Source organism: Allobosea sp. GW821-FHT10B12, from assembly GCF_059415545.1.
Genome location: NZ_JBWKNL010000001.1, coordinates 580,145 through 607,005, shown reverse-complemented (window position 1 = coordinate 607,005; position 26,861 = coordinate 580,145). Strand labels below are relative to the sequence as shown.

Sequence of the window (26,861 nt, the reverse complement as noted above, 5' to 3'; positions counted from 1 at the left end):
GGTCAGGCGGTCAGGCGAACGGGTTGCTTGGTTTCGAAGCCACGGCGCGGGGCGCGGGCGAAGGTCGCGATACGGGCAGGCTCGCTCGCAGCGGCGACGCCTCCGATCGGCAGGCGGACGCCGACACGGGTACCGACCCCCGGCGCACTCTCGATGGTGAGCGTGCCGCCATGCAGGCCGACCAGGCCACGCACCACCGACAGGCCGAGCCCGGTGCCGTCATGGGCGCGATCATACGAGGACTTGGCCTGGAAGAAGGGATCGCCCAGCCGCGGCAGGTCGGCGGCTGCGATGCCGATGCCGGTATCGGAGACCGACAGGTCGATCATCCCGCCATCGCGTACCAGCGCAAGGGTGACGCGTCCGCCCGGCGGCGTGAACTTGATCGCGTTCGACAGGAGATTGAGCATCACCTGCTTGAGGGCGCGCCGGTCGCCGAGCAGCTGCGGCAACTCCGGGCCGACGATGCGTTCGAGCGCGACCGTGCCGGTCCTGGCCTTGAGCGCGACGACATTGCAGCAATCCTCGGCGAGTTCGGCCATGTCGAGCGGATCCTGCTCGATCGCCATCGCCCCGCTCTCGATCTTCGAGACGTCGAGCAGCGTATTGACGACATCGAGCAGATGCTGGCCGGAATCGTGGATGATCCTGGCATATTCCTGGCGCTGCGCCGGGCTGAAGGACGGGCCGAGCTCGCCGCTCAGCATCTCCGAGAAGCCGATGATGGCGTTGAGCGGCGTGCGCAGCTCATGGCTGACCGTCGCCAGGAACTGTCCCTTGACGTCGCTCGACTTGACCGCCTCGGCGCGATTGCGCTCGCGCTCCTCGTCGATCGCATGCCGGTCGGTGACATCGCGGCTGACACAGACCACGGCAGCAGCACCTTGCGCGCCCCGCTGCTCGATGCGCCGGGCGCTCAGATCGAGCCAACGCACGACCGGACCGGCCGCGACATGCTCGCCGGAGGCCGCCGGGATGAACAGGACACGGAAGCAGGCGCTGGCCCGACCGCTGCCATGCGCAGCATCGTTCAACGCCTTCAAGAAGAGCGGCCTGTCGGCGATGTGGACGCGCTCGAACAGGCCGCGGCCGAAAAGCTCTGCCGGTTCGGCCCCGGTCAGGCCGCGGGCGGCCTCGTTGGAGAAGACGACAGCGCCGGCCGCGTCATGCCAGGTGACGAGGTCTCCGACATGCTCGAGCATCAGTTGCGCCCGCGCGTCGGAGGCACGGTGCTCGCGCAGCTCGTCGTCGCGGCGATAGAGGAAACCGACGGTGATCAGCGCTGCGTGCAGGATCGCGATGGCGGCGAAGACGGGCATCGCCTGCCAGGTCCAGGCCGCCGGCTCGGCGATCGCGCCGGCTCCCTGCAGGGCGACGACGGTCCCCAGACCGATCACCGCCAGCGCGCTGGCGCGCGCCACATAGGGCCGGGACCCAAAGAACATCGCTTCGGCCGGAACCGCGGCGAGCCAGAGCAACAGTGGCGAGGCTGCCCCGCCGGTCAGGCAGGCCAGCGTGGTGATCAACAGGGTGAGTGCGGCGCCGGACAGGCAATGCGCGAGATCGAGCCGCCCGGTCCGAGAGAGCAGGAAGACCGCGACCAACGGCAGCGCCATCGCGACGAGCACAAGCAGTTCAAGGGCTCCGATACGGCCGCGCCAGGCAATATAGGCCGGCATCAGGCTGAGCGCCGCGATCGAAGCGACGAGCCTGCTCAGCATGAAGCGCTCATGACGCATGCGCTCGAGCGAATCGGCCAGCGCCGATGGATGGACCATCGCCGCGACCTGCGCCCTCACCGCCGTCATCAAACTGGAAAACCGCAAACGCGCACCTCTGCCGGCAATCGGCGCCTTCGCCTCGCCTTGTTGCCACGATCCTCGCGGCTGCCGTTTAAGCGGGGCTTAAAGCGATGGCGTCCGGAATCGGGCTACCTTCTCGCCAAGCGTCGAAATAGCTTTGGTTTTTCAACAAATTGCGCGGACCGACACGTGCTATGACGGGCCGAGTGGTTGTTGCCGGCAAGGTGAACGGAAGCTGAAGACGGCACACTGCCTTTGATTCAACAACAACACGCGATCTTTCGAACCCTGCACTAAGGTTCGATCATTCGCGGGCTGCAGAGCCCGGAGCCGATGGGGACCGAGATGGCCTATCTTCTGCGCAGCCTGGCGATCGTCGGCGTGATCGCGCTGAATTCGCCCGTGCACGGCACGAAGAGCGAGTCCGACACGCTCGCAGTCGACGCCAAGGCGGCAATCGCGATCCTCGCCAAGATCGACCCCAAGGCGGCCTTGCAGGGCGCGACCAGCCTGCGCGAAGCGGCGGAGGTGCTGGCCGGATTGGAGCCCGAAACCCGTGCCCGGGTTCTTGCCCTGGCAGCAAACGCTGCGACCCGCGCCACCGAGACGCAGCCGCGACACCGCTGAGGCTTGACCTCGCCGCGCGACAGGCCGAAGAGCTTCGCCAGCGCCGCCCCCAACCGCGGGGCGAGCCGGAGGCCGTTAGCGGAATTCATGAGCGAGAGCCTCGACGAGATCGTCGCCAATTTCGAGCTGCTCGACGAGTGGGACGATCGCTATCGCTATCTGATCGAGCTCGGGCGGACGCTTGCGCCTCTGCCCGAGGACGCGCATAACGACGCCAACAAGGTGCGCGGCTGCGCCAGCCAGGTCTGGCTCGAAACCCGCACCGAGGGCGGGCCCGGCGAAACGACGCGCCTCTTCTTCCTTGGCGACAGCGACGCACATATCGTGCGCGGCCTGGTCGCGCTCGCCATCGCCATCCATTCCGGCCACACCGCGCAGGACATCCTGACGACCGACGCCTTCGCGATCTATGAGCGGCTCGGCCTCGCCGCCCATCTGACACCGCAGCGCTCCAACGGCGTGCGCGCCATGATGGAGCGGATCAAGAACGACGCGCGGTCGGCCTTGGCCTAGTCTCCGCTGCTCGTCAGAGGCGGGATCGAGGGGCGCGCATCAGGCGCGTGCCAGGCGGCGCGGCTTGCCGACATGCCTTGTCTTCCGCCCAAGCCGTAGTGCTCGACCAGCGCCGACAGCGCCAGTCGGAGCACGACCTTGGCCGAGCGCGCCGGCCATTTGCGCTCGCGCTCGACCTGGTCGAGCCCCTTCAGGAAGCCACAGACATCGATCGCCAGCCCTGACAGCTCCGGGCCAAGACGCTTGCAGGCGAGCCGCGTGCGCTGGCGCGCCGCCAGGCTGGAATCGGACGCCTCGGCCGGCCCGTGCGTCGGCGAATGGGTGCCGGCGGCGAGGCCTGCATCCCAGTTGACCGTCGTTCGCGGCAGCATCTGCGCGAGCGTCAGATCGGCGCGAAAGCGCTCGCCAGCGGCAAACTCGACCGCCGATATCTGCGGTGCTCCATCCTTGCCGGGGCGGCGGTGGAGCCAAAGCAGCGGGCTTTCGCGCTCGTCCAGCACGACCTGCTGCGCCTGCCCGTCGACCATCACGGTCGTCATCGCCCGCGGCCTGTCGGCCTCGGCATCGAGGAGGCGCAGCCGCCGTCTCTCCGCTTCCGTGACCCAGCCGGCGAAACCAGCAGCGACGAGAGCATCGGCCTCGGCGGCAGGGACATAGCCGGCCCCGAGCGTGGCGCCGCCCGCGCCCCGACGGTAGAGCGCGATCCGCCCGCAATCCAGCGGCGAGTCGATCGCGTAGGCGCCGGCCTCGCTCAAATGACGCAGCAGGCGGGACGGCGGTCGATTGCGATCATCTGCGGCGCTCATCGCGCACCCTCGAAGCCAAAGCCCAACTGCAATCCGAAAGCGAGATGCGCGAGACCGGCCTCGAGCGCCGAGACAGCGAGATCGAAGCTCGGCTGGTCGCGCCGGTCCTCGACCAGGGCGCAGGCGTGCCGCACGGTGGTGCGATCGCGTTCGAAGCAGGCGCCGACCTCGGTCAAGGTCAAGCCGAAGCCGACATGCGTCAGATACATCGCAAGCTGGCGAGCGGAGGCGATCCGGCGGGTTCCGCGTCCGGCCTGCAGCGCCCCGGCGGGCAGGCGCATCGCGCCGCAGACGGCGGCTTCGGCAAGTCGCGCCGGAGCGCGCCACTGCTGGGGATCCCGCCGCTGTTTGGCAGCTGTCTTGTTCATGATATGTTCCATTGCGAGCATCACCCTCCCGGCGCAACTGTGACGTCTCTAGGTATATATTCCTATGTCATTTCACTGCAAGTGGATGATCGGATATCCCGACAGACTGCTGACAAGTTTGGGCTTGCAGTCTCCCGCGACGACGAATGGCGGCCCGATGCTCGCTCAATCGGTCGCCGCGGCGATTTCCGGCCTGCGTGGCGCCTCTGCTTCGGACAAGGCCGACGAACGCAAAAAGCCGCCGGCTTTGCCGACGGCTTCCTGGCACCAGCTCACAAGCTGGCTCGGTCAGAGAGAAATCAGCGGCGCTTGCGACGCTGTTGCCCGAGACCCATTTTCTTGGCGAGCTGCGAACGAGCCTCGGCATAGTTCGGCGCGACCATCGGATAGTCGGGCGGCAAACCCCACTTCTCGCGATACTGCTCGGGCGACATGTTGTACTGCGTGCGCAGATGGCGCTTCAGCGACTTGAACTTCTTCCCGTCCTCCAGGCAGATCAGATAATCGGCCGTGATCGACTTCTTCACCGCGATGGCAGGCTTGGGCGCCTCGACCGGAACAACCGGCGCGACACCGCCGACGACGCGATTGAGCGCAGCGTGAACATCGCTGATCAACGCCGGCAGTTCGGAGGCAGGAACAGAATTGTTCGACACGTAGGCGGAAACGATATCTGCCGTGAGTTCGATGAAATCGGAACCGTCTTGGTCAGCCATGATGGCGTTGCTCCATTGTTTTCTTGACCAGTCGTAGCGGTGACTGCGCCCAGCTCTGTTTCCAGGCGCAAGCGCCTTCCCTGATCTCCGCCGACGAACGGTCGAATTTCCGCCGGAATAGAATCATGCAAAACGGACCAGCAGGCAATCGTCTAAGCCATGCGGATCAATGTCGCAAGTGGCCTAACAAGGATTCGAATACATTCAGCGAGACATATTATTGCTGATTTGAGGAGCACAAATCGTAACCTGAGCGCTTTGCGCTGCAGCATTTGCGCCAAAAGGTTGTCCTTGTCAGTGTCTGCATCGACCTCTACCTGTCGTCGCAGGCAATGACGAGGCGATCCCGACAGCGATCGTGGCGTTCGAGGCGGTCAAATCGTATCTGGAGACCAAACATGACTAGCCAGCGCAGGTTCACTGGCCCGCCGACTCCTGCCGCCCGCCCGCAGAGCCGCACTGTCCATGGCGTCGCACTGACCGACGATTACGCCTGGCTGCGCGCCGAGAACTGGCGCGAGGTCCTGCGCGACCCGGACGCCCTGCCCGGCGAGATCAAAGCGCATATCGAGGCGGAGAATGCCTGGTGCGACACGCTGATGGCGCCGACGAAGGCGCTCCAGCGCACGCTGATCAAGGAAATGCGCGGGCGCATCAAGGAAGACGACAGCGAGCCGCCGCAGCCGGACGGGCCGTTCCTCTACTACAGCCGCTATCGGCGCGGCGGCGAGCACCCGCTGATCTGCCGCAAGCCGCGTGCGGTTAGAGGGGACAAGGCCGGCCGCGAGCAAGTCATGCTCGACGCCGACGCCCTGTCCGAAGGGAAAGAGTTCTTCGATCTCGGCGACGCCGAGCACAGCCCCGATCATCGGCTGCTTGCCTGGAGCGCCGACGAGGCCGGCTCGGAGCTTTACCTCATCAGGATCCGCGACCTTGCCAGCGGCAAGGACCTGCCGGACAGGATTTCCGACACCTCGGGCGAGATGATCTGGGCCGCCGATTCCAGCGCCTTCGCCTATGTCGCGCTCGACGACGACCATCGCCCGACGCGCGTGCTGCGCCACCGGCTCGGCACGCCGCAGAGCGAGGACGAGCTGCTCTTCGAAGAGACCGATCCCGGCCTGTTCGTCGATATCGACCAGACCCAGTCGCGCCGCTTCCTGCTGATCTCCAGCAGCGACCACGAGACCTCGGAGGTCAGTCTGGTCGACCTTAGCGACAAGGCCGGCAAGCCCAGGCTGATCGCGCCCAGGCTGGCCGGTCGGCAGTATAGTGTCGAGCATCATGGCGACGAATTGCTGATCCTGACCAATGCCGACGGCGCCGAAGACTTCAAGGTCGTTGGCGCGCCGCTCAGCGATCCTTCGCCTTCGAACTGGACCGACCTTGTGCCGCACAAGCGCGGCCGGCTCATCCTCAGCCATATCTGCCTCGCCGACAGGCTGATCCGCCTGGAGCGCGAGGAGGGCCTGCCGCGCATCGTCATCCGCAACCTCACGAGCGGGGCCGAGAGCAGCATCGCCTTCGACGAGGAAGCCTACGGGCTCGGCATCGATGCCGGCTACGAGTTCGACACCGACCGGTTGCGCTTCATCTACGCCTCGATGGCGCGGCCGGCCGAAACCTATGACTACGATCTCGCGACCGGCGAGCGCACGCTCGTGAAGCGCCAGGAGGTGCCCTCCGGCCACGATCCGGACGCCTATGTCGTGCGCCGCATCTTCGCGACGGCAAAGGACGGCGCCAAGGTGCCGGTCTCATTGCTGCATCGGCGCGATCTGAAGCTCGATGGCTCGGCGCCCTGCCTCCTCTATGGCTACGGCTCCTATGGCGCGGCGATGTCGGCCTCGTTCCGGACGCGACCGCTCAGCCTGGTCGACCGCGGCTTCGTCTATGCGATCGCCCATATCCGCGGCGGCACCGACAAGGGCTGGGGCTGGTATCTCGACGGCAAGCGCCAGAACAAGCAAAACAGCTTCACCGACTTCATCGCCGCCGGTGAGATGCTAGCGGCGGAGGGCTTCACCAGCCGTGGTCGCATCGTCGCCGAAGGCGGCAGCGCCGGTGGCATGCTGATGGGCGCGGTCGCCAATCTCGCGCCGGAGCTGTTCGCCGGCATCATCGCCGAAGTGCCCTTCGTCGACGTGCTCAACACCATCCTCGATGAGAGCCTGCCGCTGACCCCGATGGAATGGCCGGAATGGGGCGACCCGATCCGGGACGAGGCCGCCTTCCGGACGATCCTGAGCTATTCGCCTTATGACAACGTCAAGCCGCAAGCCTATCCGCCGATCCTGGCGACGGGTGGCCTCGCCGATCCGCGCGTGACCTATTGGGAGCCGGCGAAATGGGTTGCGCGCCTGCGCGCGACCATGACCGGCGGCGGTCCGATCATGCTGCACACCAACATGGACGCCGGCCATGCCGGCGCCGCCGGGCGCTTCGACTCGCTGAAGGAGACCGCCCTCGCCTACGCCTTCGCCATCACGGCGGCAGGCGGCGGCTGGGTCGAGGCCAGCGAGCCGGTCAGTTCGAGCTAGACTCCAGCTTGTCCTTCTCGCTGGCGAGATAGGCCTTCAACTCTTCCATCGAGGCGAAGGTGTAATCGCCATCCGGCGTGCGGGCGTGGATCGAGCCGTCGGCGAACATGGTGAACTGCGTCTCGCCGACCTGATAGGCGCCGATCACGCCCTCATCCGACGCCGCAGGCTCCTCGTCGGGCTTGCTCTCGATGACTGAGGGCTCGACCTTCTCCTCAGGGGGCGCCTCCGCCTCGGCAGAAACCGGCTCCGGGGCTTCCTTCTCCTGAGGCTCGGCCTCGGTCTCCGACTCCGCCACCGCAGGCTCGTCCTCCGCAGGAACCGGTTCGGTCTTCACGTCGTCCGGCGGGGCCTTGGCGGCAGCCTCGGTCTCGGCATCGCCCAAAATACCGAGATCGCGCGGCTGCGTCACCGGCGGCCAGGGCCGTGGCGCGATCCAACTCTCGGAAGAAGCAAGCACATCACTATCGCGCCGCGGCGGCTCGACCTCGGGCGCATTGACGACGCCGGCAAGCTGATTGCGCAGCGCGTTGAACTCGTCGTCGATCGAAGCGACCTCCGCGCGGGCGGGGCGCTCGATCTTCGGCCACCAGAGCTGATCCTCGGAGCTCGGCGCAGGCGCGGTTTCCTGCTTTGCCGCGCCGCTCTCGCCCTCCGGCTGCGCATCTTCAGGCTCGTCCGCAGAGACGGCCGACGATTCGGCTTCCTCGTCCTTCGCGTCGTCGCCCTTTGTGTCATCGACCTTTGTGTCGTCCGGCTGTGAAATCTCGTCGTCGCCCGCCGAAGCGGGGCGCTCCTGCTTCTCCAGTGGACCTTCGACCGTCTCGTCGGCTTCGTCGCTCTCGCTCCGCTGGTCCGGCTCAGTATCCGAAGGCGCGGCATCGAGTGCCAGGGAGGCTGAGGGAAGCAGCCAGCTGTCGGGTTCCTCGGCCACGGCCGGCGGCGACTGCGATGGCTCGGCGGCGGTGATCTCGGCGGGCTCGGCGCGATCGCCGTCGCCCCCCTCCGCTTTGTCGGCCACATCCGCCTTGTCCGGATTTTCTTCCTTCGGCCGCTCTTCGCTCTGCGCCAGGCTGGTGAGCGCACCGGCTACCACGGCAGCTCCAGCGCCCGCGGCCAGCGTGGTCGCGATGCCGACATGCCCAGCCTCGCGCACAGGCTCCTTTGCTAGCGCGGGCTCCAAGCGGGCGGGCGCCGCGTTCGGCAGCGGCCCTTCGTCGGCGCGCGATTCGGACAGCGCCACCACCGCCATGGCACCGCTGACCAGCCCCTTGAGCCGGCGGACTTCGGCGAGCACGGCTGCGAGCGCGAGCAGGATCAGGCCGGCGATCGTTGCCAAAGCCCCCAGGATGACTTCGGTGAAGCCACGTTCCAGAACGAGATATGGCCAGCCATCGACGATGGCATAGGCGCCGCCCGCCAGCAGAGCGAGCCCGAGAACCACGAAAAGCTTGACCAACGCTTGCTCCTTTGAGGCTGGGCGAGCTGCGACAGCTTGCCGCCTCGGCGGTTAAACTATCGATACCATTCCGGATTGCCAACCAAATGGCCCCCCGACGCTCTCCCGCCGACGACGCAGTCCAGCCGTGCCGGATTTCTCGGGCCTCGGCGGTTGCCGCTGCGAACCGAGGGGCTTAACTAACAGGCGAATGGCGGGGTGTTCCGCCGGGCAATCATTGCCCAAGCGTTGCGTCATCGCAGCCATTCTCACGTCGCGATTTCGACAGCCCAAGGAGAGGCCCTATGTCCTTTACCCTGCCCGATCTTCCCTATGCGCATGACGCCCTCCAGCCCTTCATGTCGAAGGAAACGCTGGAGTACCACCACGACAAGCACCATCTCGCCTACGTCAACAACGGCAACAACGCGATCAAGGGCACGGAATTCGAGGGCAAATCGCTCGAGGAGATCGTCAAGGGCTCCTACGGCAAGAACCCGGCCGTGTTCAACAATGCCGGCCAGCACTACAACCACCTCCACTTCTGGAAGTGGATGAAGCCCAATGGCGGCGGCAAGCTGCCGGGCGCGCTGGAGAAGGCGATCACCGATTCCTTCGGCTCGGTCGACAAGTTCAAGGAAGACTTCGTCGCCGCCGGCGTCGGCCAGTTCGGTTCCGGCTGGGCCTGGCTCGAGGTCAAGGGCGGCAAGCTCGCCGTCAGCAAGACCCCGAACGGCGAGAGCCCGCTGGTCCATGGCGGCACGCCGATCCTCGGCGTCGACGTCTGGGAGCACTCCTACTACATCGACTACCGCAATCGTCGCCCGGACTATCTCAAGGCCTTCCTCGAGAGCCTGGTGAACTGGGACTATGTCGCCGAGCTCTATGACGGCGCCAAGGCCTGATCAGAATCGCCGGATCGACGGACATGAACGGGGCCCTTCGGGGCCCCGTTTCAGTTTGATGATGCTCAAGCGGCAACGCGCTTGAGGAACTGGTCCACGGTCGAATCGAGCCGCATCGCCTGGGCCGAGACCTCACCGGCGGCATGGCGGACCTGCTCGGCCGAACGGCCCGTCTCCTCGACGCTGTCGGCCAGCACGCTGAGGTCGCTGGAGACGGAGAGCGCCGAGGTGCTTGCCATGGCGACGCCGCTGGCGATCTCGCCGGTCGCGATCGCCTGCTGCTCGATCGAGGTGGCGACCGAATTGGCGAAGCTCTCGATCGCGCCCATGCGGGTGGCGATGTTCTGGATCGCGTCGACGACCTCGGTCGTCGCACCCTGGATGGCACCGACCTGGCTGACGATACGATCGGTCGCATCGGCTGTCTGGGAGGCCAGGCTCTTCACCTCGGCCGCGACGACGGCAAAGCCGCGCCCGGCCTCGCCGGCACGCGCCGCCTCGATCGTCGCGTTGAGCGCCAGGAGATTGGTCTGCGCGGCAATGTCGCGAATGAGGTTGACCACCTCGCCGATCGCGCGGGCCGTCCCATCCAGCGCCTGGACCGAGCCGGCGGTGTCGCGGGAGGCGGACGCCGCCTCGACGATCTCGGTGCGGACACGGCGCACCTGGAACTCGACCTCGCGGATCGCCGCGCCCATCTCCTCGGCGGCCTGGGCGGCGTTCTCGACATTGACCGAGGCGCCTTGTGAGTTCTCGGCAGCGCGGGCGGCACGCTCGGACGATTCCGCCGCGACCTGTGCCAGGCCGTCCGACGCTTCGCCCATGCGGTCGGCATTGCTCTTGAAGGCCTCGAGCGCGACGCCGACTTCGCCGCGGAACAGCGCGATCGCTTCTTCGACGCGCTTCTGGTTGCGATGGCGATCCGCCTCCGTCACCAATTGCTGCTCCTGCAGGCTCGCCCGCTCGGCAAGGCGCAGCTTCAGCACGCCGAGCGCCCTGGCGATGGCGCCGATCTCGTCCTGACGGCCGACCGCGTCGATCGGCGTGTCGAGCTTGCCATCTGAAATATTGACGATGGCGCGGGTCATGCTCTTCAGCGGCCGCATCGTCCGCGACAGCGAGATCCAGAGCAGCGGCCCGAGGACCACGAGCAGGGCGATGCCGAGCCCGATCGTCAGGAACTGCTCCCAGGCCGAGCGCGCAATGAGCCGGGTCTTGTCGAAGCGCAGGGCGACATAGCCGATCTGTTTCTTGAAGCCGCCGACCTTCACCGTAAGCAGTTGCGTCACATAGGTCTTGTCCTCGAGCCGGAGTGTGTCCTGCTCGCCGAGCGTATCCCAGGCCTCGCGCCCGAGCTGCCGACTGAGCCTGTTCGGGGTGAAGGACAGCCGCGCCTCATCATTGCGGCCGGCCGAGGCGAGTGCGACGAGATCATCGGCGACGAAACCAGCGTCGAAATCGGGATCGCGCTTCAGCGATTCGAGAATATAGCTCAGCGTGATCGTATCGCGCGCCAGGATCAGGGGCGGCGAGGCATGGGCGATCATCGCGGTCAGCGACATCATCTTCTGCTCGAGATCGCCGCGCGTCTTGGTTTCGTTGTATCGGGCAGCAGCCACCACGACGAAGACGATGGCGACGGCGACGATGGCGACGGCAGCGCCCGCGATCTGGCTGCTGAGCGAGCGCGTCACAGTCTCGGCGTGGCTGGCCTGAGGCAGGCCCGCCTGCGGTCGCCGCGCCCGTGACTGTAACCAGGCCATCACGCTCATCGTCCGCGGACTCCAGACACCGACGTCCCACGGAGATGTCGGGACTGCTGTCCCATAGAGTGAACGAGCGGGGTAAATTTTCGATTGCGCGCAGACGGGGCCTGCACGCTGGGCGACAGCGGAGCGTGAGCCTAGGCTGCGGCGCCGAAACGGCCGATCCGCAGGCCCGGCGGCGGCTCGAAAGCAGCCAGCACCGCATGTTCAAGCGGACGCGTCGCAACGACCGGGTCGAGCGCGACGAGCTCGTCATCGACATGGCCGGGGTGGCACATCACCAGATGCACCGGGCCCGGCTGGACGAGGAAAGCCGCGAGATCGACCGCGAAATCGCGCCCGGGATCGAAGGGCGAGAAGCCCGAGAAGCCGCGATTGGTCGGGATGCCGCGCCGGGCCGCGGCGCTGCGCAGACCGGTCGCGAGCCCGGCCACGGTCAGAGCCTTGCCGACGGCGACGCCGCGCGCACGGATCGCCGCGATGGAATCCGACGGATCACGCACGTAGACCGAGCCGGCCGGGTAGCGGGCGGCCACCGCATCGAGCACCGCTCGTCGAATGCCAGGCAAGACATGCACATGCTGGTGGCCGTCGACGAAGTCGGGCGCACGCACGAAATGCTGCTCGAAGGCATCGAGCTGCCGCGCGATCTCACCCGCGATCTCGTCGCGCGCGGCGCCAGAGCGCAGCGCCAGCTGTGCGAGCTCGCCGAGCTTCGGCAAGCTGCCGGACGGCGCCACGGTCGGCATCGCCGAGAGCGGCGCAGCGCAGGTCAGGTTGAGGTGAAGCCCGAGATCTGCCCCCCCTGAAAAGGCTGCGAGCTCCTGCGCGAGCCGTGGCCAATGCGGCCGGTTGGTCATCGCTCCCGTGGCCGAGAGCCTGCCGGCCGCGAGCAGCTCCAGGATCGAGCGGCTGACGCCCTCGGTCATGGCAAAATCATCGGCGCAGAGCACGAAGCTGCGGGTCATGCCGGCTGTTACCCCCTATTCATCAGCGCTGGTGTATGCAGCCTGCGGCTGCGCGTTTCACCGCACCAGCCCTAGCCGAGCCGAAGAGGTCCTGAAAGTCTTGTCCGCGATCGCGCCCAGCTCCGCTTCCACCACGACGCCGGCGCCCGCTCCGCGGCCGGAACTCTCGATCGTCGTGCCGGTCTACAACGAGGCGGACAATCTCGCGCCGCTGGTCGCCCGGCTCGAACCGATCCTCGATGCCCATGTCGCCTCGTGGGAGATCATCTGCGTCGACGACGGTAGCCGCGACGGGACGCTGGCTGCGCTGCGCGCCCTCAATGCGCAGGACAGCCGGATCAACGCCATCTCCTTCAGCCGCAATTTCGGCAAGGAGGTCGCGATCGCCGCCGGGCTCGACCATGCCGGCGGCGATGCCGTGGTGATCATGGATGCCGATCTGCAGCATCCGCCGGAGGTGATCCCCACCTTCCTGGCGAAGTGGCGCGAAGGCTTCCTCAACGTCTATGGCCAGCGCACCGACAGGGCCGGCGAAGGTCGGCTGAAGCGCAACTTTGCCAAGGCGTTCTACAAGCTCTTCGCCAGCTTCGGCGAGACCGAGCTGCCCGAAGGGGCCGGCGACTTCCGTCTGCTCGACCGGCGCGTTGTCGAGGCTCTGCGGGCCCTGCCCGAGCGCGCTCGCTTCTCCAAGGGCCTTTATGCCTGGGTCGGTTTCCCCGCCACCGGCGTACCCTTCGAGGTCGCCGACCGCGCGCATGGCGAGAGCAAGTTCCGCTTCCGCAAGCTGTTCAGCTTCGCCTTCGACGGACTCTCCTCCTTCTCGACCGTGCCGCTGAAGATCGCGACCTGGCTCGGCGTCGTGATCGCCATCATCGCCACGCTGACCGGCCTCTACTTCCTGGTCCGCACGCTGCTCTTCGGCACCGACCTGCCCGGCTTCCCGTCGCTGATCGTCTCGATCATGTTCTTTTCCGGCATTCAGCTGATCTCGCTCGGGATGATCGGCGAATATGTCGGGCGCATCTTCGCCGAGGTGAAACGCCGGCCGCTCTACCTGGTCGGCGAACGCATCGGCTTCGACAAGCACGACAGCGCTCCGCCGCGCGGCGATGTACTGCCGCCAGGAGTCGGGTAGGTGTCATAGCGAGCCCGGTGCTGGACCATCTCCCGCGACGCAGCTATGCGGCTAAGCTCAATCCGGCCTGCCGACCTCGGCGGCCCCGAGTGGCGCGATGCTGAGAAAGATCCTCTCCGTCAGTGGCTTTACGCTGCTCTCGCGGCTGTCCGGCTTCCTCCGCGACATTGTGCTCGCGGCCGCGCTCGGTGCCAGCGGGCTGATGGACGCCTTCTCGGTGGCGCTGCGCCTGCCCAATCATTTCCGCGCCGTCTTCGGCGAAGGCGCCTTCAACCAGGCCTATATCCCGGCCTATAGCCGCATCCGCGAGCAGTCGGGCGAGGCGGCTGCGGCGCAGTTCTCGAACCGCGTCTTCTCGCTCAACCTGATCGTCCAGCTCGTCTTGCTGGGACTCGCCATCCCCTTCATGCCGGAACTGGTGCGGCTGCTGGCGCCCGGCTTCGTCAACGACCCCGCCCGCTTCGATCTCGCGGTCACACTGACCCGGATCACCTTCCCCTATCTGCTCTTCGTCACCCTGGTGACGCTGCTCTCGGCCAATCTCAACGCGGTAGACCGCTTCGCCGCCGCTGCGGCAGCGCCCATTCTCCTGAATGTCTGCCTGATCGGGGCGCTCTTCATCGCCTTCCTGTTCCCAAGCGCGGCCCATGCCGCCGCCTGGGGCGTCGCCGTCGCCGGCGTGCTGGAGTGGCTGCTGCTCTGGATCGCGGCGCGGCAGGCGGGTGTCTCGGCTGCGCTCACGCGGCCGCGTCTCGACGGCGAGGTGAAGAGCTTCCTCAAGGCGTTCGGCCCGGCGGTGATCGGCTCGGCCGGGGTGCAGATCGCCCTCTTCGCCGACACCATCATCGCCTCGCTTCTGCCGGCCGGCGCTTACTCGGCACTCTACTATGCCGAGAGGCTCTATCAGCTGCCGCTCGGCGTGATCGCGATCGGCGTCGGCACGGTGCTGCTGCCGACGATGAGCCGCGCCGTCGCCGCCGGCAATGACAGCAAGGCGGAGGCTGCGCAGAACCGCGCGACTGCGCTGACGCTGGTCGCAGCCGCGCCCTTCGCCGCTGCCTTCCTCGCCATTCCCGAGCTGATCGTCGCGGCGCTGTTCGAACGCGGCCGCTTCGACGATGCGGCGACGCAGGCCGCGGGCGCGGTGTTGTTCGCCTATTCGATAGGCCTGCCGGCGATCGTGCTGATCCGTGCCCAGGTCTCGAGCTTCCAGGCGCGTGGTGACACAACGACGCCGATGCTGGTCTCGCTCGCCGCCATCGCCGCCAATGTCGGCCTGAAGCTGCTGCTCTGGAAGAGCCATGGCGCGCCTGGCCTCGCCTTCGCCACCGCCTGCGGCGCCTGGATCAATCTCGGCGCGCTCTATGGCCTCGCGCTGAAGCGCGGCTGGACGAACCCGGATCGCGGCCTGCCGCTACTGATCCTGATCGTCGGCGTCGCCGCCGGTTTCGCCGCGCTGGTCGCACGCCTGCTGGCCGAGCCGCTCTATGGGCTGCTGATCCGGTTCCCCTACGAGCCGCGATTGATCGCGCTCGCCATCCTCAGCCTCGTCGCCGCCGGCATTTATGGCGCTATCGCGCTCGGCGGGCTGAGGGCGGCCGGGCTCTGGCGGTTGCTGCGATAGTTCAGCCGCCAACCAGCCTGGCACCAGCCCGCAGGCGATCAGCCGCCTCATCGACCATGCGCGCGACGATCTCGCCTGCCGACGGGATATCCGAGATCAAGCCCGCCGCCTCGCCGAAGACCACCGCCGCCCTGTCGGGATCGCCGGCCATGAAGGCCTCGCGATAGGCCGGCGCCTCATCCTCGATCGCGCCCCGCAATTCGGCCTCGCGGCCGCGCCACTTCGCGATGAAGGCATTGTCGCTGACGCGGATGTCGAAGGGCCGCGGCCAGTCGAGCCGGCGGGCGATGTCGGGCAGTGCCGAGCGCACCGTCTGGTCGCCGGTCGCCGCGACGGCTGCGGCATGATGGTTCGGATGCACCAGCGCCTCGCGGCTCGCCCAGAAGCGGGTGCCGACCAGGACGCCGTCGGCGCCCAGCATCAGCGCCGCGGCAAGGCCGCGCCCGTCGGCGACGCCACCGGCGGCGAGCAGCAAGGTGTCCGGACTTTCGCGCGCCAGCAGGTCGGCGACTTCCGGCACGAAGGGCAAGGTGCCGCGTGCATGACCATGCCCACCGGCCTCGGCGCCCTGTGCCACGATGATCGCGGCGCCCGCCTCCAGCGCCGTCCGAACATGACCGAGATTCTGGCACTGGCAGATCAACGGCACGCCGGCCGCAGCGATCTCGCCTGCAAAGGGCATGGGATCGCCGAAGGACAGCATCAGCGCCGCCGGCCGATGCGCCAGCACCTCGCCAAGCAGATGCGGCTGCTTCGCCAGCGACCAGGTGATGAAGCCACAGCCGGTGCGGGTGTTGCCGGCGGCGGCATATTGCGTGGCGAGCCAACCAGCATCGCCATAGCCGCCACCGATCAGGCCGAGGCCACCGGCACAGGTCACGGCGGCGGCGAGCGCCCCGCCGCCCGCCAGAGCCATCGGCGCCGACAGGATCGGATGCTCGATCCCGAGGCGCTCGGTCAGGCGGGTGGCGAGCTGCGCCATCTGGTCTCAGGCGCCCTTGCTGTGGGCGAAGTCCATGTAGAGCTCGCGGGCCTTGCGGAACATCGGGCCGGGCTGCAGTTCGCGATCGTCGATCCGGTAGATCGGGATCACCTTCGAGTAATTGCCGGTCGAGAAGATCTCGTCGGACTGCTCGAAATCCTCATAGCGCAGCGTCGTCTCCTCGACCGTCACGCCGGCCTGGCGCAAGAGGCCGATGGTGCGCTGGCGGGTGATGCCGTTCAGGAAGGTGCCGTTCGGAGCCGGCGTCTTCACCACGCCGTCCTTGGCGAGGAAGATGTTGGAGGTGCCGGTCTCGGCGACATTGCCGAGCATGTCGAGCACGAGCGCGTTGTCGAAGCCCCTGCCCTTGGCCTCGCGCAGGACGCGGGCATTGTTGGGGTAAAGGCAGCCGGCCTTGGCGTCGGTCGGCGCGTTCTCCAGGGTCGGGCGGCGATAGGCGCCCTTGGTCACCGAGAAGCCCTTGCCGGGATCGCCCATCGCCGCCTCGAACAGACAGAGCGCGAACTGGGTCGACTCGGGATCGCCGATGATGGTCGACGGGCCGTCGGCCTCGGCCCAGTACATCGGCTTGATGTAGAGCGCGGCGCCGCTGCTGAACTTCTTCACGCCTTCGGCGGTCTTGGCGACGATCTCCTCGGCCGACATGATCGGCTTCAGGCCGAGCGCCACGGCGGAGCGGTTCACACGCGCGGCATGGCGGTCGAGATCGGGCGAGACGCCGTCGAAATGGCGGGCACCGTCGAAGACTTGGGAGGCCTGCCAGGCCGCGTGGGTGCGCGGGCCCATGATGCCGGGATTGCCCTCGCGCCACTCACCGTCGAACCAGGTCCATGTCTGCGAATACCAAGCCATCATGCGCTCCGATCAGTCAGGGTTGCTGCCCGGCACCGTCTGCCGCAGGCAAGGCGGCGTCAACATGCCGGCCGCATGCCGGCGAACGATTGCTGTGATGGGTGCGATCGTAGCCGGTGATGGATCGCGGCATCAGCTTGTAAATCCGCGACGGAGCCGGCGCGATCCCGCCCTGCCCTCAGAAGCCGGCGGCGCGCATCAGCGCGACCACTGCCATGCCGACCAGCAAGGCGAGCAATTCGCTGCGCCGGATCACCATGCTGGCGACGGCCGCCAGCAGCGCGAACCCGGCGGCGAAGCCGAGCCGCTCGATCAGCGGCAAGACGGTCGCGACCACGATCGAGCCCGGCAGGGCGGCAAGGCCGCGCCGGACCCGTGGCGTCAGTGGAATGAAGCCCATCAGCACGACGCCGGAGATGCGACAGAGATAGGTCGCCAGCGCCATGGCGGCGATGGCGAGATAGGCCCCCCAGCTTCCAGGATCAGGCAGCATCATCGAGGAAGGCCCCTGCAAGGGCGCCGGAGAGCGCACCGACGATGATGAAAGCGTAGCCGTCGACAAGGCGCGCGGTGACCAGCGCGACGATGCCGGCGACGATCCAGGGCAGCGCCGCCCGCCTGCCGCGCCAGAGCGGCACGATCATCGCCGCGAAGAAGATCGGCATGACGAGATCGATGCCGTATTGGCGCGGATCGGACACAAGCGCCCCGAGCAGATAGCCCGGCACGGTCGCCGCCACCCAGACCAGCCAGAGCGCAAGTCCTGCACCGACCAGCACGCCAAGATCGCGCCCGCCTTCACCATGGTAGCGCGTGCCGATCAGCCAGTTCGCATCCGTGAAGAAGAACAGATGCGCCGCGTTGACCAGCTTGGGATAGCGCGCGAACCAGGGTTGCAGCGAAGCGCCCTGCAGCACCATGCGGGCATTCACCGTCGCCGTGACGACGGCGAGGCCGGCGATCGCACCCCAGCTCCACTCCGGCCGCCAGAGCTCCATCGCCACGAGCTGCGAGACGCCGGCATAGACCAGCGCGCTCATCAGCACGGCCTCGAGCAGGCTGAGGCCCTTGGCCGAGGCAGCGGCACCGAAGGCGACGGCGAAGACGATGACCCCCGGCATCAGCACGGAGACACGGCGCAGGCCGAGGATCATGCCGGCGAGGGTAAGTCGGGCCGCAGCTTGCGGTTCGGATTTCGCTTCGAAAGGCATGTCTCCTCGAACCGGTTTCCCCGCGATGCGTCAACGCCTTGCAAACTCCGGGCCTCCATGAGCGTGGCGCAGGGCGGGCGAGGCTGTCTCCTTCCGCGCTGGCGCACGCTGCACTAGAACCGCGAGATGCTCTGGCTTTCTTCCATCGATCAGACCGCGCCTGCCCTGCCCGCGGCGTGGCTGATCGCGACACAGGCACGACCGGCAAACCTGCCGGAGCGCTCCGAGTTGCGGCGATCGCTGGCACGCAAGCTGCTGGCGCGCCAGTTCAGCCTAGACGAGGATGCTGTCGAGATCGGGCATGAGCCGGCAGGCCGGCCGTTGATCGTTCGTCCGCGCGGCTCCGGCCTGCACCTGACGCTGGCGACGCGAGCTGGCCTCGTCGCGATCGCCCTCGCGCATCGGCCGGTCGGCATCGATGTCGAACAGATTGCGCTCGCAAGCGAGCCGCCCCTTGCCATTCTGCACCCCGACGAGCGCCGCTGGTTCGAGGGCCTGCCTGCCCCTGCCCGGCCTCTCGCCTTCGCCCAGCTCTGGAGCGCCAAGGAGGCCTATGTGAAAGCGCTCGGCACCGGCTTCACCCGCGCGCCCGAGAGCTTCTCGGTGCAACTCGACGGCGCCGAGCATTTCGCCGTCAGCGATGAGGAGAATGGCCGCCGCGCCGACGGCGTCATCCGGCTCACGAAAAACGGCGGCCATGAAACCATGGCCGCCGCATTCATCACACTCGATTGAGCGGGCTTCAGCCCGGCTGGTCGACCGGCTTCTTCTTCAGGAGGTAGCCGGCGACGACGACGACCAGCGCACCGAGAGTCGCCGCCGTATAGAACGGCACCTTGGCGGGCAGGAGACCGATCGGGTTGGTGTCGGAGACAGGCACGCTGACGACCCAGTTCGGCATGTTCGCCTGCAGCCACTGCAGCACCGCCAGGTCACCAAGCAACATCTCGCCAGCGATCCAGCCGAGCAGCGCCGCGCCGAGCCAGATCAGGATCGGGAAGCGCTCGAGAACCGTAGAGAGCAGGCGGGCGCCGTAGACGATCAGCGGGATGGTCAGCAGCAGGCCGAAGATGAAGAGCTCGAAATGACCGCGCGCTGCGGCGGCGATGGCGAGGACGTTGTCGAGGCTCATCACGGCGTCGGCGATGGCGATGGTGCGCACCGCCTTCCAGAGATTGTCTGATGCCTCGATGTCGCTGTGCGCTTCTTCCTCGCCCTTGGCGAGCTTGATCGCGATCCAGAACAGCAGCAGCGCGCCGACGACCTTCAGGAAGGGGACGGCGAGCAGATAGGTGACGACCACCGCGAAGAGGATGCGCAGGCCGACGGCAGCGCCGGCGCCGAGCAGGATGCCGACCTTGCGCTGCTTCTCCGGCAGCGAGCGCACCGCGAGCGCGATGACGACCGCATTGTCGCCCGAGAGCAGAAGGTCGATCCAGATGATCTGGAGCAATGACGTCCAGAAAGCAGAAGATGCGAAATCCATAGGTCGGTCAGTCCCTGTCTTAGAGGGCCGGATCTGGCCGGCGTTGCTTGAGGAAATAGCCGAGGCCGAGCACGAGCACGGCCCCCAGAATGGCAGCGGGGTATTCCAATTGGTGGGCAAGCGTCTCGCCGAGCTTGCCGATCAGCCAGGGATCGCTTTCGAACATCTCGCCCGCGACCCAGCCGAGCAGGCCGGCGCCGGCCCAGACCAGCACCGGGAAGCGGGTCAGGAGCGAGGTGATCAGCGAGGCGCCGAGCACGATCAGCGGGATCGAGATGATCAGGCCGCCGACCAGCAGCGGGATCGAATCCTTGGCGACGGCGGCGATGGCGAGGACATTGTCGAGGCTCATGACGATGTCGGCGATGGCGACGGTCTGCACCGCCTTCCAGAGCTTGCTGCTGGCAGCGACAGCGTTCTCGTCGCTCTCGCCGTCCTCGATGATCAGCTTGACCGCGATCCAGACCAGCAGCAGCGCGCCGACAATGTGCAGGAACGGCATGTTGAGAAGGGAGGCGATCAGCACGGTGAAGACGACGCGCAGCAGCACGGCGACGCCAGCGCCAAGCGCGATGCCCTTGGCGCGCTGCTCAGGCGCAAGCGCCCGGCAGGCGAGCGCGATCACCACCGCATTGTCGCCCGACAGGACGATATTGAGCGCAATGATCTCGAAGAGCTTGCCCCAGAGAGCGGCGTCGAGCAGCGAAAACGTCAGATCAGGCACCTTGGTCTCCCCTCCTTAAGTCTTACGTCTTTTTCGGCGCCGACCACTGCTTGTGGTCAGCGCCAGCGTCGTCGTCAACCCAGCGCCTGCTCGATCGCCTTGCCGGCGGCCTCGGTATTCAGGCTGCCGCCGAGATCGCGGGTGCGGGTGCGGGCATCGCCGAGCGCGCGCTCGATCGCAGCCTCGATACCCTTCGCCGCTTCGTGCTCACCGAGATGGTCGAGCATCATCGCCCCCGACCAGATCTGGCCGACCGGATTGGCGATGCCTTGGCCGAAGATATCCGGCGCCGAACCGTGCACCGGCTCGAACAATGACGGGAACTCGCCGGTCGGGTTGATGTTGCCCGACGGCGCGATACCGATCGTGCCGGTGCAGGCCGGGCCGAGATCGGAGAGGATGTCGCCGAAGAGATTGGAGGCGACGACGACGTCGAAGCGGTCGGGATTGAGCACGAAATGCGCGGTCAGGATGTCGATATGGTACTGGTCGACCGCGACATCGGGATAGTTCTTCGCCATCTCCTTCACCCGCTCGTCCCAATACGGCATGGTGATCGAGATGCCGTTCGACTTGGTCGCCGAGGTCAGCTTCTTGCGCGGCCGGCGCTGGGCCAGCTCGAAGGCGTATTTGAGCACGCGGTCGACGCCGACGCGGCTCATCACCGTCTCCTGGATGACGATCTCGCGCTCGGTGCCGCCATACATGCGCCCACCGACCGAGGAGTACTCGCCCTCGGTGTTCTCGCGCACCACGAAGAAGTCGATATCGCCGGGCTTGCGGCCGACGAGCGGGCCGGGCACGCCCGGCATCAGCCGCACCGGGCGCAGGTTGACGTACTGGTCGAACTCGCGCCGGAACAGCAGCAGCGAGCCCCAGAGCGAGATGTGGTCCGGCACCTGGGCGGGCATGCCGACGGCGCCGAAATAGATCGCGTCATGGCCGCCGATCCTCTCCTTCCAGTCGTCCGGCAGCATCTTGCCATGCTTGGCATAGTAGTCGCAGGAGGAGAAGTCGAACTCGTCGAGCTGAAGCTCGAAGCCGTATTTCTTCGAGGCCGCCTCGAGCACGCGCAGGCCCTCGGGCATGACCTCCTTGCCGATGCCGTCGCCGGCGATGGCAGCGATGCGATAGACGCGGTTGGTGCGGCTCATGTGTCTTCTCCGAAAAAGGCCGAGAACTCGGCGGTGACGAGATCGGGGATCTCCTCCGCCAGATAATGCCCACCCGGCAGGGCCCGGCCTTGGACGTTTTCCGCACGCTCGCGCCAGAGCCCGAGCACATCGAAACATTTTCCGACCGCGCCGCGCTCGCCCCAGAGCGCCAGCAGCGGGCATGCGACCTTCCTGCCGCCATCGGCATCGTCATGGGCGATGTCGAGCGTCGCCGCGGCGCGATAATCCTCGCAGCTGGCATGGATCATCGCGGGATCGCGGAAACAGCGGAGATATTCGCTGAGCACCGCGGGCTCGAACAGCTTCATGTCCGAGGCGCGCCGGCTGGTCCAATAGAACTCCGGATCGGCGCCGATCATGCGCTCCGGCATAGGCGCCGGCTGGATCAGGAAGAACCAGTGCCAATAGGCGCGGGCAAAGGCATCGCTGGTGTCGCGATACATTTCGCGCGTCGGCGCGATGTCAAGCGTCGCCAGCTTCAGCACCCGCTCGCCATGGTCGAGCGTCAGCCGATGCGCGACACGGGCACCGCGATCATGCGAGCCGACGAAAAAGCGATCATAGCCGAGCGCGCTCATGACCTCGGCCATGTCCTGCGCCATGGCGCGCTTGGCATAGGGCGCGTGATCGGCCGCACTCGGCGGCTTCTCGGAATCACCGTAGCCGCGCAGGTCCGGGCAAATCAGGGTGAAGCGCTGCGCCAGCTGCGGAGCGATACGCCGCCACATGATGTGGGTCTGGGGATAGCCGTGTAGCAACAGGAGCGGAGGCCCCTCCCCGCCGGTGCGAACGCGAATGCGCGCACCCATCGTCGCGACGTCGAGCAGCCGGAAGCCGGGAAACAGATCGTCCGCGACAGGGAGCTCGATCAGCGACATCAGGCCTCTCAGATTGCAACAATCAGAGCCGATACCCGGATTTTCAAACGATTTCTTGCGTCGATTATTTCATAATTCTGGTCAATAACGGGGTAGACGCCAACGAAGGCAAAGCTGCAGCGAATGACGGTGCCTCCCACTGGATTGGACGAAAGCGACCCGGTCAAGCGCGCCTTTGCTCCCCTCATCGGCCTACCGGCCTGGGGCGTTAAGAAGGGGCATGGCTCGATGCTGACTTTCGAGTTTGGAGAGCCTTCGCTCCAGATCAGGGAGCCGATCGACGCCAGCGCGGGGGCAAGCCCCCGGACAAAAGCGTCATTGGCCCGGCGAAATGTCACGCCGCGTGGCGAGTGGCATCTCTGGATCTATTGCTGCAACTGGCGATGCCTTGCGACCGGCGTGGAAATCGCTCGTTCCGATTCTGCCGACGCCGACATCGCAGCAGCGGCCGCCGAACTGGACGGCCAGCGCCTTCTTGCAGTGACAGTCGCGCCGCACCGGGGCAGATCGACCTTCACTTTCGATCTCGGCGGATTGCTGGAAACTTCGCCCTATGACGATGGCGAAGACGAGCAATGGCTCGTCTATCGCAAGTCCGGTGATATCTTCGCCTACCGGGCCGATGGTCACTACAGCTGGGGACCATCGGACGCACGCCCGAAAGACGAAGTCTGGCTGCCGCTGACGGCAGCCCCGGTCTGAGCGTTAGCCGCGCAGCACCGCGCCGTAGCGCTTGGCCATCTCGGCGACGATCTTGCCGGCGACGGCCTCGATCTCGGCGTCGGTCAGCGTCTTCTGCGTCGGCTGCAGCGTCACCGCCAGCGCCACCGACTTCTTGCCCGGCTCGACGCCCGTGCCTTCATAGAGATCGAAGACGCCAACATCGGAGACCAGAGCGCGGTCGGCGTTCTGGGCGCTCTTGGCCATCTCGCCGGCCGCCACCGCTTGGTCGACGATGAAGGCGAAGTCGCGCGTCACCGGCTGAAAGTCGGAGAGCGCCAGCTTCGGCTTGACCTTGGTCGGCTTGTATTTCGGCAGAGGCAGCGCATCGAGATGGATCTCGAAGGCGACCAGCGGGCCCTTGACGTCGAGCGCCTTGAGCACGCGGGGATGCACTTCGCCGAAGGCGCCGATCACGCCCTTGGGGCCGAACTGGAGCGTGGCCGAGCGGCCAGGATGGGCCCAGGCCGGACCGCCAGCGATGATCTGCAGGCCGCCGACCGGTACGCCAAGCCCGGAGAGCAGGCCGAGCACATCGGCCTTGGCGTCGAAAGCGTCGACGGACTTCAACGCACCGTCCCAATGGCGGCCGGCGCCTTCCAGCTTCGCCGTGCCGCGGCGCAGGCCGGCGGCGGCGATGAGCTGGCCGTCCGGCTCGTCGCTCTGGAAGATCTGGCCGACCTCGAACAGGGCGACGTCGCCGAAGCCGCGATCGGCATTGGCCTGGCCTGCGCGGATCAGCCCCGGCAGCAGCGAAGGCCGCATGTCGGAGAGATCGGCCGCGATCGGGTTGGCGAGCACGAGCTTGCGCGAGCCACCGCCGAAGAGCTTGGCGGCGCTGTGCGAGATGAACGACCAGGTCACCGCCTCGACCAGGCCGCGGCTGGCGAGCAAACGCTTGGCCGCGCGCGTGCGCTTCTGCAGCACGGTCAGCACCGGCTTGATCACCTCGCCCTTGATGCGCGGCAGCGGCGCCGGGTCGACGCGGTCGATCCCGGCGATGCGCAGGATCTCCTCGACCAGATCGGCCTTGCCCTCGACATCGGCACGCCACGACGGCGGCGCGACCTTGACGCGATCACCGGCGCCGGAGACGTGGAAGCCGAGCGAGGTCAGGGCCAGCTTCATCTCGACCTGCGGCAGGTCGAGCCCGGTCAGGCGCTTGACCTCGGACCAGGGGAAGTCGATCGCGCCCGGACTCTCCGGCAGATCGCCGGCGAAGACGACCTCGGAGGGCTCGCCACCGCAGAGCGCCATGATCATCTGCGTCGCCATGTCGAGGCCCGGCCGGGTGAAGTCCGGATCGATGCCGCGCTCGTTGCGGTAGCGCGCATCGGAATTGATGCCGAGCGCACGGCCGGTGCGAGCGATGTTGAGCGTGTTCCAGAGCGCGCTCTCGACCAGCACGTCGGTGGTGCTCTCGTCGCAGCCGGAATGCTCGCCGCCCATCACGCCGGCGATCGATTCGACGCCGTTGTCATCTGTGATCACGACCATCTCGGAGGTCAGCGCATAGGTCCGCCCGTCGAGCGCCAGCACCTCCTCGCCGTCCCTGGCGCGGCGCACGACGAGATCGCCCTTGACCTTGGCCGCGTCGAAGACGTGCAATGGCCGGTTGCGGTCGAAGGTCATGAAGTTGGTAATGTCGACCAGGGCGTTGATCGGCCGCAGGCCGATGGCGCGCAGCCGCGCCTGCAGCCATTCCGGCGACGGGCCGTTCTTGACGCCACGCACCAGCCGCAGCGCGAAGGCCTGGCAGAGATTGCGGTCTTGCTCGGCGAAGTCGAGCTTGAGATCGACCGGGCATGGGAAAGCGCCGCGCACCGGCTGGACCGGCGGCGTCTTGACCGTGCCGAGGCCGGCGGCGGCGAGGTCGCGGGCGATGCCGGACACGCCGAGCGCATCGGCGCGGTTCGGCGTCACGGCGATCTCGATCACGGCGTCGTCGAGCCCGGCATAGGTCGCATAGGGCTGGCCGAGCGGGGCATCTTCCGGCAGGTCGATGATGCCGTCATGATCCTCGGAGATCTGCAATTCAGCGGCCGAGCAGAGCATGCCGTTCGACTCGACGCCGCGGATCACGCCCTTGCCGAGGGTGATGTCCTTGCCGGGGATATAGGTGCCGGGCGGCGAGAAGACGCTCTTCATGCCGGTGCGGGCATTGGGCGCGCCGCAGACGACCTGGACCGGCTCGCCTGAGCCGGTGTCGACCATGCAGACGCGCAGGCGGTCGGCGTTCGGATGCTGCTTCGCCTCGATGACATAAGCGATGGTGAAGGCCGAGAGCGCCTTGGCCTTGTCCTCGACGCCTTCGACCTCGAGGCCGATACGGGTCAGCGTCTCGGTGATGGTGTCGAGCGTGTCGGTGGTGTCGAGATGCTCTTTGAGCCAGGAGAGAGTGAACTTCATGGTGTTCCGTCGCTACGCATGTTCGCCGTCGAGAGTGCGGGAACGGCCTGGTTCAGCTCGTCCTCGCCATCGGCCTTGATCTTCATGGCATTGCCGCGCCAGCTGACTTCGCGGGCGACGAAGGCATAGGCCCAGATGCCGGGGAAAGCGATATCGCGCGCCAGATAGGCCAGCGGCGTGCGCCAGTTGACGAACCAACCGACGCCCTTGGCCAGCACGATCTCGCCGGCATACCAGAGCGCGAGCACGGCGAGCACCGCCTGCCAGATCGCGAGCCCGAAAGCCGGCGCGGCATATGCTGCCAGCAGCGCCGGCACCAGCGGCCCGACCAGGATTTCCGGCGCGAAGAAGGGCAGGAAGGTGACGCGGCGCAGCCGGGCCCAGCGGAACTGGCGCTGCACGACCTCGCCGAGCTTGCGCGGCCCGAGCGGCTGCTCGAAGGGCTGGCCGACGAGATGAACGTGCTTGCCGGCCTTGCGCACCAGCTTGGTCGCCGCGGCGTCCTCGGCGATCTCGGCGGCGAGCGCGGCGATGCCGCCATTGGCGTCGAGGAAGGGCTTGTTCCAGAGCATCGACTTGCCCTGGGCGAAGCCGAAGCCGAGCGCCTCGCCGGCATATTGCCAGCGCGCCTGGAAGGTGTTGAGGAAGGCGCACTCGACCTCGGCGCCGAAGCAACCCGGCCGCGAGCCGGCGGGCGTCGAGCAGACCAGCCCGGTGTCGTCGCGCCAGGAGCCCATCAGCCGCTGGATATAGTCCTTCGGCATCAGCACGTTGGAATCGGCGAGCACCACCCAGTCGTGGCGCGCCGCTTCCCAGCCCTTGACGCAGTTGTTGAGCTTGGGATTGGCGCTGACAGCGACGTCGCCGACGATCAGGCGGACGCGGTCGGCGCCATGGGTCGCGATCAGCTCCTCGATCAGCGGCACGATCGGGTCATGGCCGTCGGCGACACAGAAGATCGTCTCGTATTGGGGATAGTCGAGCTCGAGGCCAGAGGTCAGCGTCTCCCGGCTGAAGGTCTCGATGCCGCGAACGGGGCGGACGATCGTCACCGGCGGCGCGAGCCTCTGCAGGCGCGACGGCGCCTGCTTCCGGCGCAGGCGCACGAAGGCGACGGCCAAGCACAGCAGATTGGCGGCGACCATCAGCGCCGCGATCAGCCCAGCCCATTGCGCGCCGTTCATGCGTCTCCCCT

General features: G+C 67.1%; 25 protein-coding genes. 8 read left to right on the top strand and 17 right to left on the bottom strand.

Going from position 1 to position 26,861, the window contains the following annotated elements; all coding sequences use genetic code 11:
* Window positions 1–2 precede the first annotated feature (2 nt).
* The gene (locus AC07O0_RS02925) at window positions 3–1,799 is read right to left on the bottom strand and encodes a sensor histidine kinase (RefSeq protein WP_494619874.1); all 1,797 of its coding nucleotides are present in this window, start codon (window positions 1,797–1,799) and stop codon (window positions 3–5) included.
* Window positions 1,800–2,147: 348 nt separating this feature from the next.
* Here AC07O0_RS02925 and AC07O0_RS02920 point away from each other — a divergent pair, with 348 nt between their 5' ends.
* Together AC07O0_RS02920 and AC07O0_RS02915 are read left to right on the top strand one after the other, a co-directional pair.
* Window positions 2,148–2,429 (top strand): hypothetical protein, encoded by a 282-nt coding sequence (locus tag AC07O0_RS02920; RefSeq protein ID WP_494619872.1) that lies wholly within the window; start codon window positions 2,148–2,150, stop codon window positions 2,427–2,429.
* 87 nt (window positions 2,430–2,516) lie between these two features.
* Window positions 2,517–2,942: a SufE family protein gene (locus AC07O0_RS02915; protein ID WP_494619870.1), complete on the top strand. Its 426-nt coding sequence runs from the start codon at window positions 2,517–2,519 to the stop codon at window positions 2,940–2,942.
* Here AC07O0_RS02915 and AC07O0_RS02910 read toward each other — a convergent pair.
* The 3 genes from AC07O0_RS02910 to AC07O0_RS02900 form a co-directional block, all read right to left on the bottom strand.
* Window positions 2,939–3,748, bottom strand: coding sequence for a DUF6456 domain-containing protein (locus AC07O0_RS02910; protein WP_494619868.1), 810 nt, complete (start codon window positions 3,746–3,748; stop codon window positions 2,939–2,941). The genes AC07O0_RS02915 and AC07O0_RS02910 overlap by 4 nt on opposite strands.
* Window positions 3,745–4,116, bottom strand: a complete 372-nt coding sequence (locus tag AC07O0_RS02905; protein ID WP_494619866.1) for a helix-turn-helix domain-containing protein — start codon at window positions 4,114–4,116, stop codon at window positions 3,745–3,747. Before AC07O0_RS02905 ends, AC07O0_RS02910 begins: the two co-directional genes overlap by 4 nt.
* 299 nt (window positions 4,117–4,415) lie before the next feature.
* On the bottom strand, window positions 4,416–4,832 hold the full coding sequence (locus tag AC07O0_RS02900; RefSeq protein WP_454026293.1) for a Ros/MucR family transcriptional regulator: 417 nt from the start codon (window positions 4,830–4,832) through the stop codon (window positions 4,416–4,418).
* Between the two features lie 398 nt (window positions 4,833–5,230).
* Here AC07O0_RS02900 and AC07O0_RS02895 point away from each other — a divergent pair, with 398 nt between their 5' ends.
* The gene (locus tag AC07O0_RS02895) at window positions 5,231–7,372 is read left to right on the top strand and encodes a S9 family peptidase (RefSeq protein ID WP_494619863.1); all 2,142 of its coding nucleotides are present in this window, start codon (window positions 5,231–5,233) and stop codon (window positions 7,370–7,372) included.
* On the opposite strand, the gene AC07O0_RS02890 is transcribed toward AC07O0_RS02895, so the two are convergent.
* Window positions 7,359–8,831: a hypothetical protein gene (locus tag AC07O0_RS02890; protein WP_494619861.1), complete on the bottom strand. Its 1,473-nt coding sequence runs from the start codon at window positions 8,829–8,831 to the stop codon at window positions 7,359–7,361. The genes AC07O0_RS02895 and AC07O0_RS02890 overlap by 14 nt on opposite strands.
* A 284-nt stretch (window positions 8,832–9,115) precedes the next feature.
* Between AC07O0_RS02890 and AC07O0_RS02885 the strand changes: the two genes are divergently transcribed.
* Window positions 9,116–9,715 carry a superoxide dismutase gene (locus AC07O0_RS02885; RefSeq protein ID WP_091831660.1) on the top strand — a complete coding sequence of 200 codons (600 nt, stop codon included), beginning with the start codon at window positions 9,116–9,118 and terminating at the stop codon, window positions 9,713–9,715.
* A gap of 65 nt (window positions 9,716–9,780) precedes the next feature.
* On the opposite strand, the gene AC07O0_RS02880 is transcribed toward AC07O0_RS02885, so the two are convergent.
* Together AC07O0_RS02880 and AC07O0_RS02875 are read right to left on the bottom strand one after the other, a co-directional pair.
* Window positions 9,781–11,487: a methyl-accepting chemotaxis protein gene (locus AC07O0_RS02880; protein WP_494619859.1), complete on the bottom strand. Its 1,707-nt coding sequence runs from the start codon at window positions 11,485–11,487 to the stop codon at window positions 9,781–9,783.
* A gap of 131 nt (window positions 11,488–11,618) precedes the next feature.
* The gene (locus tag AC07O0_RS02875; protein ID WP_494619857.1) at window positions 11,619–12,449 is read right to left on the bottom strand and encodes a ChbG/HpnK family deacetylase; all 831 of its coding nucleotides are present in this window, start codon (window positions 12,447–12,449) and stop codon (window positions 11,619–11,621) included.
* Window positions 12,450–12,549: 100 nt separating this feature from the next.
* Between AC07O0_RS02875 and AC07O0_RS02870 the strand changes: the two genes are divergently transcribed.
* Window positions 12,550–13,584 carry a glycosyltransferase family 2 protein gene (locus AC07O0_RS02870; RefSeq protein ID WP_494619855.1) on the top strand — a complete coding sequence of 345 codons (1,035 nt, stop codon included), beginning with the start codon at window positions 12,550–12,552 and terminating at the stop codon, window positions 13,582–13,584.
* Window positions 13,585–13,681: 97 nt separating this feature from the next.
* A complete protein-coding gene (gene murJ / locus AC07O0_RS02865) occupies window positions 13,682–15,208 on the top strand; it encodes a murein biosynthesis integral membrane protein MurJ (RefSeq protein WP_494619853.1) in 1,527 nt (508 codons plus the stop codon).
* Window position 15,209: 1 nt separating this feature from the next.
* Here murJ and AC07O0_RS02860 read toward each other — a convergent pair whose 3' ends face one another.
* The 4 genes from AC07O0_RS02860 to AC07O0_RS02845 all read right to left on the bottom strand — a co-directional run bounded on the left by AC07O0_RS02860 (window position 15,210) and on the right by AC07O0_RS02845 (window position 18,274).
* On the bottom strand, window positions 15,210–16,190 hold the full coding sequence (locus AC07O0_RS02860; protein ID WP_494619851.1) for an NAD(P)H-dependent flavin oxidoreductase: 981 nt from the start codon (window positions 16,188–16,190) through the stop codon (window positions 15,210–15,212).
* Between the two features lie 6 nt (window positions 16,191–16,196).
* A complete protein-coding gene (locus AC07O0_RS02855; RefSeq protein WP_494619849.1) occupies window positions 16,197–17,063 on the bottom strand; it encodes a branched-chain amino acid aminotransferase in 867 nt (288 codons plus the stop codon).
* Between the two features lie 178 nt (window positions 17,064–17,241).
* Entirely contained in the window at window positions 17,242–17,559 is a 318-nt protein-coding gene (locus AC07O0_RS02850; protein WP_494619847.1) for an AzlD family protein, read from the bottom strand.
* A complete protein-coding gene (locus tag AC07O0_RS02845) occupies window positions 17,546–18,274 on the bottom strand; it encodes an AzlC family ABC transporter permease (protein WP_494619845.1) in 729 nt (242 codons plus the stop codon). The genes AC07O0_RS02850 and AC07O0_RS02845 overlap by 14 nt, the downstream gene beginning before the upstream one ends.
* Before the next feature lie 126 nt (window positions 18,275–18,400).
* On the opposite strand from AC07O0_RS02845, the gene AC07O0_RS02840 reads away from it, so the two are divergent.
* Window positions 18,401–19,009, top strand: coding sequence for a 4'-phosphopantetheinyl transferase family protein (locus AC07O0_RS02840; protein WP_494619843.1), 609 nt, complete (start codon window positions 18,401–18,403; stop codon window positions 19,007–19,009).
* A gap of 7 nt (window positions 19,010–19,016) precedes the next feature.
* Here AC07O0_RS02840 and AC07O0_RS02835 read toward each other — a convergent pair whose 3' ends face one another.
* From AC07O0_RS02835 to AC07O0_RS02820, 4 genes are all read right to left on the bottom strand, one after another.
* Window positions 19,017–19,760 carry a TerC family protein gene (locus AC07O0_RS02835; protein WP_494619841.1) on the bottom strand — a complete coding sequence of 248 codons (744 nt, stop codon included), beginning with the start codon at window positions 19,758–19,760 and terminating at the stop codon, window positions 19,017–19,019.
* 19 nt (window positions 19,761–19,779) lie between these two features.
* Window positions 19,780–20,484 (bottom strand): TerC family protein, encoded by a 705-nt coding sequence (locus AC07O0_RS02830; RefSeq protein ID WP_494619839.1) that lies wholly within the window; start codon window positions 20,482–20,484, stop codon window positions 19,780–19,782.
* 74 nt (window positions 20,485–20,558) lie between these two features.
* A complete protein-coding gene (locus AC07O0_RS02825; protein ID WP_494619837.1) occupies window positions 20,559–21,638 on the bottom strand; it encodes a tartrate dehydrogenase in 1,080 nt (359 codons plus the stop codon).
* Window positions 21,635–22,537 carry an alpha/beta fold hydrolase gene (locus tag AC07O0_RS02820; protein WP_494619835.1) on the bottom strand — a complete coding sequence of 301 codons (903 nt, stop codon included), beginning with the start codon at window positions 22,535–22,537 and terminating at the stop codon, window positions 21,635–21,637. The genes AC07O0_RS02825 and AC07O0_RS02820 overlap by 4 nt, the downstream gene beginning before the upstream one ends.
* Before the next feature lie 123 nt (window positions 22,538–22,660).
* Here AC07O0_RS02820 and AC07O0_RS02815 point away from each other — a divergent pair, with 123 nt between their 5' ends.
* The gene (locus AC07O0_RS02815; RefSeq protein WP_494619833.1) at window positions 22,661–23,239 is read left to right on the top strand and encodes a hypothetical protein; all 579 of its coding nucleotides are present in this window, start codon (window positions 22,661–22,663) and stop codon (window positions 23,237–23,239) included.
* A 3-nt stretch (window positions 23,240–23,242) separates the two neighbouring features.
* On the opposite strand, the gene pheT is transcribed toward AC07O0_RS02815, so the two are convergent.
* Together pheT and AC07O0_RS02805 are read right to left on the bottom strand one after the other, a co-directional pair.
* Window positions 23,243–25,666: a phenylalanine--tRNA ligase subunit beta gene (gene pheT, locus AC07O0_RS02810; protein ID WP_494619831.1), complete on the bottom strand. Its 2,424-nt coding sequence runs from the start codon at window positions 25,664–25,666 to the stop codon at window positions 23,243–23,245.
* A complete protein-coding gene (locus AC07O0_RS02805) occupies window positions 25,663–26,850 on the bottom strand; it encodes a glycosyltransferase (protein WP_494619829.1) in 1,188 nt (395 codons plus the stop codon). The genes pheT and AC07O0_RS02805 overlap by 4 nt, the downstream gene beginning before the upstream one ends.
* Window positions 26,851–26,861 lie beyond the last annotated feature (11 nt).